Annotated in this window: 13 protein-coding genes; 9 read left to right on the top strand and 4 right to left on the bottom strand. The window is 40.6% G+C overall.

What is annotated here, in order from left to right:
* Nucleotides 1-43 precede the first annotated feature (43 nt).
* The 4 genes from PISS_RS14895 (at nucleotide 44) to PISS_RS14880 (ending at nucleotide 5,284) form a co-directional block, all read left to right on the top strand.
* On the top strand, nucleotides 44-2,743 hold the full coding sequence (locus PISS_RS14895) for a methyl-accepting chemotaxis protein (protein WP_016900080.1): 2,700 nt from the start codon (nucleotides 44-46) through the stop codon (nucleotides 2,741-2,743).
* Nucleotides 2,744-2,812: 69 nt separating this feature from the next.
* The gene (locus PISS_RS14890; RefSeq protein ID WP_058155346.1) at nucleotides 2,813-3,643 is read left to right on the top strand and encodes a CheR family methyltransferase; all 831 of its coding nucleotides are present in this window, start codon (nucleotides 2,813-2,815) and stop codon (nucleotides 3,641-3,643) included.
* The gene (cheD, locus tag PISS_RS14885) at nucleotides 3,627-4,244 is read left to right on the top strand and encodes a chemoreceptor glutamine deamidase CheD (RefSeq protein WP_024602188.1); all 618 of its coding nucleotides are present in this window, start codon (nucleotides 3,627-3,629) and stop codon (nucleotides 4,242-4,244) included. The genes PISS_RS14890 and cheD overlap by 17 nt, the downstream gene beginning before the upstream one ends.
* Before the next feature lie 8 nt (nucleotides 4,245-4,252).
* Nucleotides 4,253-5,284 carry a protein-glutamate methylesterase/protein-glutamine glutaminase gene (locus PISS_RS14880; protein ID WP_058155345.1) on the top strand — a complete coding sequence of 344 codons (1,032 nt, stop codon included), beginning with the start codon at nucleotides 4,253-4,255 and terminating at the stop codon, nucleotides 5,282-5,284.
* Between the two features lie 3 nt (nucleotides 5,285-5,287).
* On the opposite strand, the gene PISS_RS14875 is transcribed toward PISS_RS14880, so the two are convergent.
* Complete coding sequence (locus tag PISS_RS14875) at nucleotides 5,288-6,313, bottom strand: polysaccharide deacetylase family protein (RefSeq protein ID WP_058155344.1); 1,026 nt, start codon at nucleotides 6,311-6,313, stop codon at nucleotides 5,288-5,290.
* On the opposite strand from PISS_RS14875, the gene dinF reads away from it, so the two are divergent.
* A complete protein-coding gene (dinF, locus tag PISS_RS14870; RefSeq protein WP_076916068.1) occupies nucleotides 6,293-7,627 on the top strand; it encodes an MATE family efflux transporter DinF in 1,335 nt (444 codons plus the stop codon). The two genes, PISS_RS14875 and dinF, sit on opposite strands and share 21 nt — an antisense overlap.
* 4 nt (nucleotides 7,628-7,631) lie before the next feature.
* Here dinF and PISS_RS14865 read toward each other — a convergent pair whose 3' ends face one another.
* Together PISS_RS14865 and nfuA are read right to left on the bottom strand one after the other, a co-directional pair.
* Nucleotides 7,632-7,901 carry a hypothetical protein gene (locus PISS_RS14865; protein WP_016900082.1) on the bottom strand — a complete coding sequence of 90 codons (270 nt, stop codon included), beginning with the start codon at nucleotides 7,899-7,901 and terminating at the stop codon, nucleotides 7,632-7,634.
* A gap of 13 nt (nucleotides 7,902-7,914) precedes the next feature.
* Nucleotides 7,915-8,490, bottom strand: coding sequence for a Fe-S biogenesis protein NfuA (gene nfuA / locus PISS_RS14860; RefSeq protein WP_013466120.1), 576 nt, complete (start codon nucleotides 8,488-8,490; stop codon nucleotides 7,915-7,917).
* A gap of 146 nt (nucleotides 8,491-8,636) precedes the next feature.
* Here nfuA and PISS_RS14855 point away from each other — a divergent pair, with 146 nt between their 5' ends.
* Entirely contained in the window at nucleotides 8,637-11,186 is a 2,550-nt protein-coding gene (locus PISS_RS14855; RefSeq protein ID WP_198147818.1) for a M14 metallopeptidase family protein, read from the top strand.
* A gap of 2 nt (nucleotides 11,187-11,188) precedes the next feature.
* Here PISS_RS14855 and PISS_RS14850 read toward each other — a convergent pair whose 3' ends face one another.
* Nucleotides 11,189-11,866: a ComF family protein gene (locus PISS_RS14850; RefSeq protein ID WP_016900084.1), complete on the bottom strand. Its 678-nt coding sequence runs from the start codon at nucleotides 11,864-11,866 to the stop codon at nucleotides 11,189-11,191.
* A 74-nt stretch (nucleotides 11,867-11,940) separates the two neighbouring features.
* Here PISS_RS14850 and bioH point away from each other — a divergent pair, with 74 nt between their 5' ends.
* From bioH to PISS_RS14835, 3 genes are all read left to right on the top strand, one after another.
* On the top strand, nucleotides 11,941-12,708 hold the full coding sequence (bioH, locus tag PISS_RS14845) for a pimeloyl-ACP methyl ester esterase BioH (RefSeq protein ID WP_058155343.1): 768 nt from the start codon (nucleotides 11,941-11,943) through the stop codon (nucleotides 12,706-12,708).
* A 92-nt stretch (nucleotides 12,709-12,800) separates the two neighbouring features.
* Nucleotides 12,801-13,109 carry a hypothetical protein gene (locus PISS_RS14840; RefSeq protein WP_008112879.1) on the top strand — a complete coding sequence of 103 codons (309 nt, stop codon included), beginning with the start codon at nucleotides 12,801-12,803 and terminating at the stop codon, nucleotides 13,107-13,109.
* A 6-nt stretch (nucleotides 13,110-13,115) separates the two neighbouring features.
* Nucleotides 13,116-13,973 (top strand): putative metalloprotease CJM1_0395 family protein, encoded by an 858-nt coding sequence (locus PISS_RS14835; protein WP_058155342.1) that lies wholly within the window; start codon nucleotides 13,116-13,118, stop codon nucleotides 13,971-13,973.
* Nucleotides 13,974-13,980: the final 7 nt, after the last annotated feature.

Genomic DNA, 13,980 nt, shown 5'->3' with positions numbered 1-13,980 from the left:
ATAGTAACTAAATAAAGCAAATAACTTAAAGGTGGTGATAAGCATGGGATGGTTTAGTAATTCAAAACAGTCTAAATCAAGCAATGATTTGATCATAAATGCATTGCATAAATCATTAGCAATAATTGAATTTGAGCCTAATGGAAGAATCATTACTGCCAATGTTAATTTTCTTCGTGTAATGGGCTACTCACTCGCTGAGATTCAAGGCCAGCACCATTCTTTATTTTTAAGCCCTAGCGAAACGCAAAGTGATGAATATCGTCAATTTTGGCAGCGTTTGAACGCGGGTGAATTTATTTCAGATGAATTTAAGCGTATTGGAAAAAATGGCAAAGAAGTCTGGATCCAAGCAACATACAATCCTGTTATAGACTCGCAAGGGCAAGTACTTAAAGTCGTTAAATTTGCAACAGACATTACTGAGCAAAAGTTAAAAGCGGTTGAAGCTGCAGGCCAAATTACCGCAATCAGTAAGTCACAAGCGGTTATTGAGTTTAATTTAGATGGATCCATTATTGGCGCTAATGATAATTTTTTAAAAACATTTGGTTATCAGGCAAATGAAATACAAGGGCAGCATCATAGATTGTTTGTTACTTCTGAATATGCAAACAGCCAAGAATATCAAGCGTTTTGGGATAAACTTGGGCGTGGCGAGTATGACAGTGGTGAGTATTTAAGAATAGGTAAACAAGGCGAGGAAATTTGGATATATGCCTCTTATAATCCTATTTACGATATGAATGGTAAGCCATTTAAAGTGATTAAGTACGCCACCGATATTACAGCGCAAAAAGAGCTAGAAAAAACCTCTAAAAAAGCGGCCGACTTGGCTAACGCATTAAAAGTATGCCAAGCAAGTGTGATGATTGCTGATAAAAATTTAAACATTATTTTTGTGAATGACTGCATCAAGAAAATGTTTAAAGCACGTGAAAAAGAGTTGCAAACTGTTTTACCTAGTTTTTCAGTCGCTGGGTTAATGGATATCCGTGTTGATGAGTTTCATCAGGAACTAGCTAATCAGCAAGAGCGACTAAAAAACTTAGATGCTCCTTATAAAACTACGTTGAATTTAGCTGGTCTTATTTTTGACATCATTGCTTCTCCTTGGACAAATCAAGATGGCAAGTGCTTAGGTACTATTGTTGAATGGCAAGATATTACTGATGAGGTGTCTAAAGCGGATGCTGAACGTGCTAGAGCGCAAGAAAACTTACGTGTTCGCCAAGCATTAGATACCGTGGCAACCAATACCATGATTGCTGATGCCTCGAATGTCATTGTGTATATGAATAGCGCAGTGAGAAATATGATGAGTGTTGCGCAAAATGATATACGTACTGACTTACCTAACTTTGATAGCAAAAACTTACTTAATCAAAGTATTGATATATTTCATAAAAATCCAGCCCATCAGCAAAATATGTTGGCTAAGTTAACGGATACTTACAGTACAGAAATTAAAGTGGGCGGCAGAACCTTTGGTTTAGTGGCAAACCCTATAATCACCACAGACAATGAGCGTATTGGGACGGTAGTTGAGTGGGAAGACAGAACCGCAGAAGTTGCTATTGAAAAAGAAATTGCTCAATTAGTCGGCGCAGCAAGCAAAGGTGATTTAAATGCACGAGTAGCTGAGCAAGGTAAAGATGGCTTTTTCTTACGTTTAGCTCAGGGTCTTAATAGTTTAGTGAAAGTGGTTGACGATGCGGTAACTGATACTGGCAATATGCTCGATGCCATGGCCACTGGTGATTTATCTAAACGGATTGAAAAAGAATACCAAGGCTCGTTTGAAAAACTGAAAACAGATGCAAATGCGACAGCAGATAAACTAACTGAGGTTATTAACCGAATTAATACATCAGCCACTTTGGTGGCCAGTGGGGCTGAAGAAATTTCACAAGGCAATGCTGATTTAAGCCAGCGCACAGAAGAGCAAGCGTCATCGTTAGAGGAAACGGCCTCTAGCATGGAAGAAATGACCAGTACAGTTCGCCAAAACGCAGATAATGCTAAAGTGGCCAACGACTTAGCTGAAGAAACCTGTGATAAGGCGATTCAGGGTGGAGAAGTGGTTAATAAAGCGGTAACCAGCATGTCTGCGATTAATGAATCGAGTAAGAAAATTGCCGACATCATTGGAGTGATAGACGAAATAGCATTCCAAACCAATTTGCTTGCACTTAATGCTGCCGTAGAGGCTGCTAGAGCCGGTGAGCAAGGCCGAGGTTTTGCGGTTGTTGCAGGTGAAGTACGTAACTTAGCGCAGCGCTCGGCAGGTGCAGCGAAAGAAATTAAAGAGCTAATTAGAGACAGTGTTGGCAAAGTTGCTGACGGTAGCGCGCTTGTGAATGAGTCAGGCGTGACGTTACAAGAGATTGTGGTATCAGTAAAACGCGTAACACAAATGATAGCCGATATTACCCAAGCCTCTGAAGAGCAAAGTGCAGGTATTGAGCAAGTAAATAAAGCTGTATCGCAAATGGATGAAATGACCCAGCAAAATGCGGCATTAGTTGAACAAGCATCGGCTGCAGGTGAATCAATGGCGGAACAAGCCAATGAAATGCGCCGTTTACTGCACTTTTTCTCATTAGGCCAGCAAGATATGGCAGTGGTATCGCCTGTTATTCGCACACCTGAAATATCTCATCAGCAACAAAATAGCTTCGTTAGTAATAAAAGCAAAGGTGAAAATTTTGTAGACTCGGCTGAAGAGTGGGAGGAGTTTTAAACTCACTTTAGTTAGGTTCACCTGCAATGTATGCGTGAACCTCGCTTTATTTTTAAATGAGAGCAAATAATGAAAGAGTTTTTATTAACGGATAGTGATTTTAAGGAAGTGGCTCATTTAGTTTATAACGCCTGCGGTATTGTACTAGGAGAGCATAAGCGAGAGATGGTCTACTCACGCTTGGCAAGACGAATTCGTGAGCGAAAATTAACAAACTTTTCAAGCTACCTCGATTACTTAAAAAATCATAAAGATCAGGAGTTTGATGCATTTATCAATGCCATTACCACTAATCTAACCTCTTTTTTTCGTGAAATGCATCACTTTGAGTTTATAAAAGATCAGTTAATACCAACCCTGTTAAAGACAAATAAACAGACTAAGCGCGTTCGAATTTGGTCTGCAGGCTGCTCTACCGGTGAAGAGTCCTATAGTTTAGCAATGACGCTGCAAGGAGCTTTTCCAAGTGATTGGGATGTGAAGATATTAGCCACTGATCTTGACTCTAATGTACTGGCGAAGGCGCAAAGTGGTATTTATACCGCAGCGAACGTAAATGGTCTTGATGATGCTTTACTAAAACGCTGGTTTTTAACCAGTAAAGATGGGCAAAGTTATAAGGTTAAACCTAAGCTGCAGCAATGTATTTCATTTAAGCGTTTAAACTTATTACAAGACTGGCCAATGAAAGGCCCGTTTGACCTAATTTTGTGCCGAAATGTAGTGATTTACTTTGATAAAGAGACAAAGGATCAGCTTTTTAACCGTTATGCCGATATTCTTAATGACCAAGGTTATTTATTTTTAGGGCATTCAGAAACCATGGGTAAAGAGCATGTTTTATTTAAAAACTTAGGGAAAACCATGTATCAAAAAGTAGCCCATGCACACGCAATTTAAGCCAGTATTAGCGGGTTTTGAGCATATTAAACGCTATTGGGACGCCTCGCGAGATCGTGTGGTCGCTAAGGTATTACCAGGTGAGTTTTATGTTTCTAAAAATGATGAGCTAATCACCACCGTACTAGGATCGTGTATTGCTGCCTGTGTTTACGACGATAAGCTAGGCATAGGCGGGATTAACCACTTTATGCTACCAATTCAAAAAGGTGAGCGAATTGAGCAAGCGCATAGTTTAAGTTGTCGTTACGGTAATTGGGCTATGGAATATTTAATTAATGAAGTGCTTAAAAATGGCGCATCCCGGGCAAACTTAAAAGTAAAACTGTTTGGGGGAGGCAAAATAATTAGCGCCATGACAGATATTGGTATTGGCAATATCAGTTTTGCCAATGCATATATAGCAGAAGAAGCGCTAAATTTAGTGGCGCATGATATGGGCGGGCCTTGGCCACGAAAAATATTTTTTAATCCTCATAATGGAAAAGTACAAGTTAAAAAGCTACGTAACTTACACAATAATACGATTGAAAAACGTGAAGTGCGTTACTTACATAATCTTGAACAACAAACAAAAGCCACTGATATAGAGCTGTTTTAAGGATGGCTATGATTAAAGTATTAATAATTGATGACTCGGCACTGATCAGACAATTGCTGACAGAGATACTGCAACAGGCAAAAGATATTGTGGTAGTAGGGGGTGCACAAGACCCATACGAAGCCCGAGAGATGATCAAAAAATATAATCCGGATGTACTAACGTTGGATGTTGAAATGCCAAAAATGGACGGCATTAGTTTTTTAAAAAACCTGATGCGCTTACGTCCTATGCCGGTTGTGATGATTTCTACACTCACACAAAAAGGTTCACCCATTACGCTTGAAGCGCTTGAGATTGGTGCAGTTGACTTTATTGCTAAGCCAACAGTTAACGTTAAGGAGCAAATGAGTCAATATGCTGATATTGTTCAGCAAAAAGTCAGAGTGGCAGCCAGTGCACGGGTTCGAGGCTATAAAAAAAATAGTGCTGTAGCAGAACCTATCCCCACTAATGCCGAATTTTTAGTAAATAAAGTGATTGCGATTGGTGCGTCAACCGGAGGCACGGAGGCGATAAAAGAAGTACTTATACGCATGCCAAAAAACTGCCCACCCATTGTAATAACGCAGCATATTCCTCCTGTATTTAGTACCTCATTTGCAGAACGAATGCAGCGCACCTGTACCATTAACGTAAAAGAGGCACAACAAGGCGATAAGCTGGTAGCAGGATGCGCTTACATAGCTCCCGGCGGGCTACATTTACGCATTAGCAAACAAGGTAGTGCATTATATTGTCAGCTTGATGATGGTGAGCCTGTAAATAGGCATAAGCCCGCAGTAGATGTACTGTTTAACTCATTACTTGAAATTGGTGCTAAGTATATTGTTGCCACACTATTAACCGGTATGGGAAGTGATGGCGCGAAAGGTTTACTGGCGTTAAAACAACAAGGGGCTTATACATTGGCACAAGATGAGTTTTCGTCTGTGGTATGGGGAATGCCCAAGGCTGCTATTGATCTCGGGGCTGCAAATGAGGTCGTACCGCTGGATAAAATGACCCAGCGGTTATTAAATCAAGTGATTAAAAAATAGAATTTAATTGATCACCCAAGGCTGTGAAAACCAATAATAACTGCCTGCTTTTTTTATTGATGGGGCGGTGCAGTTAAAGCGAGAGCGTCCTTTATTAAGCTGCTTTGGCGAGGTCACCTCAACCGTATTATCGTTTAACCAATTTAAATTAGCTTGTCCAATGCTTGATACATAACAGGCAAATTGGCTTTTATGAAAGTCATCAGTCTCTAGATTTATAGTTAACGACGGTGGATTTTGTGTGGTTACACTATCTTTATAGGTTAGTTTATTAATAGTAAAAGCAGTTGAATTGAGCTTGGTAATTAACGTATCTAATTTGCTATAAAAACCAGATGCGGGAAAACGTGGTAAACGGCTAAAATTAGAATGTTGATTAACTGCACCAGAGTGCTGACCAATACCAATAAAGCCTAGTTCAGTAACGAGAGCTTGTAGCTGATTGTTAAACTCTCCGTATGGATAGGCAAGGTATTTATAATCGTGGCCTATTTCTTCTTTAATACGCTGCTGTGAACTAAGAATGTCGTTTTTAGTGCGTTCACGCCATTGGCTTTGTGTTTCATTTTCGCGCTTTTTATGCAGATAGTTATGCTCGGCACTATGGTTGGCAATAAGGGCGCCTTTTTTTGCCAGCTCTCTGAGCTTATCCCATCCCATCACATAACCCGCTTGTTCATCAATGAGTTTTGGGTTTACAAAAATAGTGTACTGATAGCCAAATTTCTCAAGAATAGGCGCAGCTTGTTCGTAGTTATTGTTGTATCCATCATCAAAAGTAATCGCGAGCGTTTTATCGTCTAAAGCCTTACCTTGTTTTAATGCGCTAATCAGCTCATTTAGTGGAATAACGTTAAAGTTATGCTCTTTTAAATAATTTAAGTGTTTAGTAAAAGTGTTGGCGCTTACACTGGTCACCGCGGGAAGGGTTTCACTGACGTGATGATACTGTAGAATAACAGCTGCTTGCGCACGTAAAGAACCACAAATCAGGAACAATAATACTAAATGAAACAATTTCTTATACATAATAAAGCACACCATAAAAGCTTGTTGTTGTTAGCCGGTCCAATGATATTATCAAATATTACTGTGCCGTTGTTAGGAATTGTTGATACGGCAGTGATTGGTCACCTGGGGAGTGCGCATTATTTAGCGGGAATTGCCTTAGGTTCTACCGTGATCTCCATTTTATTTTGGCTTGCTGGTTTTTTAAGAATGAGCACCACTGGGCTGGTGGCACAGGCTTACGGTAAAAATGATTTAACTCAGTTGGCAGCTTTACTCAAACGCAGTTTGTTATTGGCCAGCAGCGTAGCTTTAATTCTGATTTTATTATCCCCCCTTATAAAACACGCCATTGCTTATTTATCTGCTGCCAATAGTGATGTGCTCAATGAGGCCTATCGGTATTTTAGTATTCGTATTTTTAGTGCCCCTGCTGCGCTATGTAACTTAGTTTTATTAGGCTGGATGCTCGGCGTTCATTATGGGCGAGGGCCATTTTATTTATTGTTAGTCACTAATATTACCAATATTGTACTCGACATTTATTTTGTAGTTTATCTTGATTGGGCGGTTGCAGGGGCGGCTTGGGCATCATTAATAGCGGATTACACGGCTTTAATTTTTGCTTTGCTGTTAGTGGTTCAGCTAGCTAAAAAACAGGGCATAAGTTTAGCGGTTGCAAATTGGTTTAGCATAGAAAAAATGGCAGGATTATTAAGTTTAAATCGCGATATTTTTATTCGCTCTTTAGTATTGCAGTTATGTTTTAGCTTTATGACCTTTTATGCTGCACGTATAGGTGAAACTACATTGGCAGCCAATGCGGTACTACTCAACTTTTTAATGTTGGTCAGCTTTGCGCTTGATGGAATTGCTTATGCGAGCGAGGCCAAAGTAGGCCAAGCGAAAGGTCAACAAAGTGTTGAAAAGATAAGGCTATGGGTAAAAATAAGCGTATTTTGGGGCATGTTGTTTGGCATTTTGTATAGTGTATTTTTTATATTATTTGGCAGCTCTATTATAAAGCTGTTGACTAATGTACCTGAGGTTATTGAAGAAGCTACTCATTACTTACCGTGGGTAATTGTGCTGCCAATTTTAGCGATGAGTTGTTTTTTGTTTGATGGTATATTCGTTGGTTTAACACGTGCTAAAGCAATGCGAAATAGTATGCTGTTATCGGCGACAATAGGTTTTTTTGGGGTGTTTTGGCTATTTAAGGAATGGCAAAATAATGGCTTATGGTTGGCAATGAGTTGCTTTATGCTAATGCGGGGTGTAACACTTATAATTAAATATCAGCAGCTAAAAACTAATAATCAATTACTTGATTAAACCGTTATTTCCACAGATCGGGGTCGTTATTTTTGGCAGGGATGTTTTTCAATACTTGCGAAAAACGATTGGCAAAAATACCCGCGTAGCCCCAGAATGCAAAAAACAATGCCGGCGCTAAAATTACTATGCCAATGACTTGTAAACTATAATGACTGTAATAACCCAAAGTGATAAATATCACGGCCAGCACAAACAGTGCTAGGCCGCGAAAAAAGCGCTTTAGACTCAACTTAGGGTCGCTCCCTAAGCGGTAAATGAGTGGCTTTAGCATAGTGGGTTAATACTTAGTAATAAGAGTGCTCGCCAGCTTCGTGATCGGTTATGTCAGCCACACCGGTGATCTCATCAAACTTAGCAATCATTTCTTTTTCAATGCCTTCTTTTAGTGTGACATCAATCATAGAGCAACCATTACAACCACCACCAAATTGAAGCACAGCAATACCAGCAGCGGTGATCTCTACTAAGCTTACTTGGCCGCCATGATTTGCAAGTTGTGGGTTAACTTCTGTTTCTAACATGTGTTGAACGCGTTCATTTAGGCTTGCGTCTTCACCTAGCTTACGTGCTTTAGCATTAGGCGCTTTTAGAGTTAGCTGCGTGCCCATTTTGTCAGTAACAAAATCAATTTCAGCTTCGGCTAAAAAAGGCGCGCTTTCGGCATCAACAACAGCGTCAAAACCGTTAAAGTTTAGGCGAATATCGCTCTCTTCTACCGCGTCTTCTGGACAATAAGAAACACCACATTCAGCTTGTGATGTACCAGGATTAACAACAAACACACGAATATTCGTTTGTTGAGATTGATCTGCTAATAGCTTAGCAAAATGCGCTTGCGCTGTTTCGGAAATTGAAATCATAAAACCGTCTATACTTGACTAAATTACTCGGATACTGCATATCATACTCCGCTCATCGTGTTGCGGCTAGTGTTGAACGTAAAAAGTTGGCATCTATTTTAAGCAATGGTAGCGTGCAATTAACAAACATTTTTAGAGTGATTTATATGCGGTTTATATTAACAGTAATGGTGATACTAGCCAGTTTTTCAAGTGTGGCAAAGCCCCTGTCGTATTATTTTGAGCAACAGGTTGAATTTGATCCCAGCATTCCAACACCTGAAAAAGTACTTGGTTATCAAGTGGGTGAATGGCATGTAAGGCATGATCAGCTTGTACGCTATATGGAAATTTTAGCTCAAAAAAGCGACCGAGTTAATTTTGAAGTAATAGGTCGTACCCACGAGCAGCGCCCACTAGTTATGCTCACTATTACCGCAGCTAACAAACTAAAAAATATAGAGCAAACTCGCCAAGCACATTTAGCTCGCCTAAATAACTCAAATAATAAATTAGCAGAGCAGCCAAGCGTTGTGTGGATGGGGTATAGCGTTCATGGTAACGAATCGTCAGGGAGTAATGCTGCCTTGCTAGTGGCTTATTATTTAGCAGCCGCGCAAGGTGATGAAATGAATAACTTACTAAATAACACCGTTATTTTACTCGACCCAGCACTTAACCCAGACGGCTTAGCACGTTTTGCTAATTGGGCTAATAGTAATCGTGGAATGAACTTATCGTCAGACCCGCAAACGCGTGAGCATGTAGAGAGCTGGCCAAGTAGCCGTACTAATCATTACTGGTTTGATTTAAATCGTGATTGGCTTTTACTGCAGCACCCTGAGTCGCGAGCGCGTATAGCCAAGTTTCATTATTGGAAACCTAATATTTTAACTGACTTTCATGAAATGGGACCAAACAGTAGCTATTTTTTCCAGCCAGGGATCCCTAGTCGTAAACACCCCATTACCCCTGAAGAAAATGTGAGCCTAACCAAAGCAATTGCAAATTATCATGCAAAAACTTTAGATGAAAACAACGCACTGTATTTTACAGAAGAAAGCTTTGATGACTTTTATTATGGCAAAGGTTCAACTTACCCTGATGTAAATGGTGGTGTCGGTATTTTATTTGAACAAGCAAGTTCTCGCGGTCATATTCAAGACACTATTAATGGCCCATTGACGTTTGCATTCACTATTAAGAATCAGTTATTAACCAGCTTATCTACGTTTAAAGCAGCGATTGATAACCGCCAAGCTTTACTTGAGTATCAGGCTAACTTTTATAACAAAGCGGTTGAGCTTGCCAAAGATGAAGACTATCAAGGCTATATTGTTCAAGGTGGTGAAGACAAAACACGTACTAACGACTTTTTAAGCATACTTAAACAGCACCAAATTAATGCTTATCCAGTTAAAGAGGGACTAAAAGCTGAAGGTAAAAACTTTACCGCTAATAGCTATTTTGTGCCGCTTGCGCAACCACAATACCGATTAGTTAAAGCTATTTTTAGTGAACAACAAAACTTTGCCGATAACACTTTTTACGATGTATCAGGTTGGACATTAGCGCATGCGTTTAATTTACCATTTGCTAAAGTAAAAAGCCGCTGGGGATTAGAGGTTGATACTACGGCTTGGCAAAAAGCAAAACAGCCTGTTTTAACGCCGCTAACTAAAAACTATGCCTACGGATTTGCTTGGGACGACATGCTTGCCCCAAAAATGCTCAATAGTTTATTACAGCAAGGCATTAAAGCGCGTGTTGCATTAAAGCCATTAACCGCAACATCAACGAGTAATGAGATAAATTTTGATGCTGGCAGTATTATTATCCCTGCAGGACTGCAAACAGAGACTGATTGGGTGGCAAAGCTAAATCAAGCACAAAGCCAATTTGATATTGAAATTAAGCCAATTACCACAGGCTTAACCAGTAAAGGTGCCGACTTAGGCTCGCGCTCTATGGCGGTTGTTTCTGCGCCTAAGGTGTTATTAGTTGGCGGTAAAGGGGTTAGCCAATATGAAGCAGGTGAAGTGTGGTATTACCTAGATCGCTTTGTAGGCGTAGCGCCTACCATTGTTGAAATGAACCGTTTAGCGTCTTTAGAGCTCAGTAATTACAGCCATATTGTTTTGGCGCATGGCGATTATTCGACGTTATCTGATACCGACAAAGTGGCAATTAAAAGCTGGGTGAGAAAAGGCGGCGTTATTTGGGGTCATAAAGGCGGGGCAAAGTTCTTAGCTGATCAGCAGTTATTAAAAGCAAACTACTTATCACGTAAAGATGTTGCAAGCGCATTTGATACTCAAGGTTTAAAATATGCAGACAAAGACCATCTAGCGGGTCGCCAGCGTATTGCAGGCGCTATATTTAATACTGATGTAGATACAACGCACCCACTGACGTTTTCATTTAAGCGTGACACTCTGCCAGTATTTAAAAACAGTACCTGGTTACTTGAAGCCTCGCAAGCGCCGTTTGTAAATATACTCACCTATACACAACAGCCGTTACTTGCTGGTTTTACTGATGCAGTTAATGTAGAGCAAGTGGCCGGCGGTGCTGCGCTAATGGCTCACTCTTATGGTCGAGGTAGTGTGATTGCGATGACAGACAACCCTGTATTTAGAGGTTACTGGTATGGCACCAGCCGATTATTAAGTAACGCTTTATTTTTCGGTCATACCTTTCGCGTCAGTGGTAACTAAATCTAAAGTGGCGTTAAACAGGTCGTAAATGCCCAGACTTGTTTAGCGCCCGCTTCTTTTAGCGACAAGGTGGCTGCATTGAGTGTTGCACCGGTGGTCATAATATCATCAATAATGACCACCGTTTTACCCTCTAAATTGGCAGTACATGAAAAAGCCTGCTGTAAATTTTTTATCCGCTTTGTTTTGCTCAGTTGTGACTGTGCCGAGGTGTTTTTATTGCGTATTAAAACATTATTCAAGACCTTAAAGGATGACAAACAAGGCTGCCATACTTGGGTAACCTGATTAAATCCTCGACTAAAAAAACGCGACTTGTGCAAAGGTAAAATAATAAATACAGCAGCAGCTAAATGCTGTTTATTAGTAAAAATAGTAAGTTGTTTTTTGATGACTTGCTGCAGTGCTTTTTTGTAATGAATTTGATTATTAAATTTGAGTTGTTTTAGCCATAAATCAAAAGGGGGTTGATAAAAAGCGCAGGCAAATAGTTTCTCAAAGCTGCAGTTAGGAAACATTTCTACAATATCTGGGCGGTAAAATAAATTGTCATACTCAGCCAAATCTAGCAAAGGCAGGTCATCTAAACAAAACTGACATAGTCCCAGTGAGCTGTGTATCTGATTCTGGCACAACACGCAATACGAGGGAAAAAGCCAATCAGTTAGGCTAAGTTTCATTCGCTGATTCTCCTCATTACAAACTCCCCCTAAAACGCTATCATAGATTTAAGTTTGGTTAAGGTTAGGCAAATATGCAAAATGAATGTGTGTTGTTGCATGGTTGGGGAATGAACCAAGGCGTGTGGCAGTTAATAAAACCAGAATTAGAATTTTTATATTCTGGTAAGGTACGTAGTTTAGACTTACCTGGTTACGGTGCTCATGATGTCTCTTTGGAACCGTATACTTTACATGATGTCTCTTTGGAACCGTATACTTTACATGATGCAGCTCAGCTGGTGAGTCAGCAATTAAAACCACAGTCTGTTTTGATGGGATGGTCTTTAGGCGGTTTGTTTGCCATTTATATTGCCAAACATTGGCCAGAAAAAGTGTCAAAAGTTATTTTAGTTGCCTCCACTCCTTTTTTTGTAGAGCAATTGCCCTGGGAAGGTATTAAACCTAAAGTGCTCACACAGTTTAAAGAACAGCTATTGCAAGAGCGTTCAAAAACGATAGAGCGCTTTTTGGCGATTCAAGCGATGGGCAGTGAGTCGGCGCGAGATGATGTAAAACAGCTAAAACAACTATTGAGTCAGTCACCGCCGCCGAGTAACCAAGCATTGAGTGCGGGGTTAGATATACTGCAAAGTGAAGACTTACGTGAATTATTTTCTCACTGTCCCGTCGCGATTAGTGGAATTTTTGGGCGTTTAGACTCTCTCGTTCCTTATCGAGCAATTGAAAAAATGGTCGCACTTAATTCTGGCTTTGAGTACGAAGTGATAGACAAAGCATCCCATGCGCCATTTATTTCTCATAAAAAAGAATTTTTATCTGCCGTTAAATCAATGCTTTGAAGCAAAGCCATGAATACAGCGGTTTAAAGCTTTATTTTGCGTGATTTTTGAGCGATAATTAAACAATATTTATTTGGTGGAGGTTTATTATTATGCCGATTGGATCTGTATTTAATAGCGGTGTTGAAGGGTTTAATAGAGCCAGCCAAGGTATTGAAAAGGCCAGCGCTGAGATTAACCGTGCCAGCATAGAGCAGCAAGATGATTCTCAATTAGCGCAGCAACGTCAATTAACGGCTGCTCGCCCTGAAGAAGCCGTAACCGCGCCGGTATCCCAACCTGCACGAATTGATGATGCATTAGTAAACTTAAAAGTTGAAGAGTTTAATGCCAAGGCTAACACGCAATCAATTCAAACTGCAGATGATGTACTAGGCACTTTAGTTGATATCAAAGTGTAATTCCTCATGAATATCGTCACGCCGTTTCCGTCTATCAATATAAACACTGCAAATGTTTATACGGAGACTGCTCGGCGTGACAATCAGTTACGTGAAGTCATTCCCCCAGCCGCTGCAAACACCGCTGGTAGTACTGAAAACAAAGCTCAAAGTGATGCAGAAAAAGCCAAACTACCTGGTAACAGCGATAGTTCAACTTATACTGCAAGCGGCAAAATTGCAGACAACAAAATTATTGAACAACGCGAAGGCAATGCTGATAGTGATCAAGATGATGCCGAGCAAGAAAAACAGCAAGCTGCCGAAGAAGTTAGTGAGCAAGAAGAGCTTCAACTTGAGCAAGAACAGCAACAAATTAAAGAGCTCAAAGCTCGCGATACCGAAGTGCGAACCCACGAGCAAGCGCATGCGGCTGTTGGTGGACAATATGCCGGTTCACCCAGTTACGAATACCAAAGAGGCCCCGATGGAACTAATTATGCCGTAGGTGGTGAAGTACCGATTGATGTTGGGATTATCAATGGCGATCCGCAAGCAACCATCGATAAAATGCAAACGGTACGTGCTGCTGCACTAGCACCAGCAGAACCCTCAGGTGCCGACAGAGCGATTGCGGCAGACGCCACACAGAAAATGGCTGCCGCACAAGCTGAGTTAGCTTCAGCTGATGACGAAGACAGCAGCGAAGATAAAAGCAGAGTCAGTGCGTCGTTTTCTAATAGTGAAAGTTCAGAAGTAAAAACCGCTAAAAGCGAAGAACAATCGCGTGATATTGAAGTTGAAGCGCGTGCAGGACGCATTGCTAGCTTTTATCAACTGGCCACATCCCCCGCGATTCAGAGCGAATTTTCAGCGCAAATTTAGCTGATTA

This window comes from Pseudoalteromonas issachenkonii (genome assembly GCF_002310795.1).
Classification (GTDB): Bacteria; Pseudomonadota; Gammaproteobacteria; order Enterobacterales; family Alteromonadaceae; genus Pseudoalteromonas; species Pseudoalteromonas tetraodonis.
Note: the sequence above shows the minus strand (reverse complement) of the source record. Positions and strands in the feature narration are given on the sequence as shown.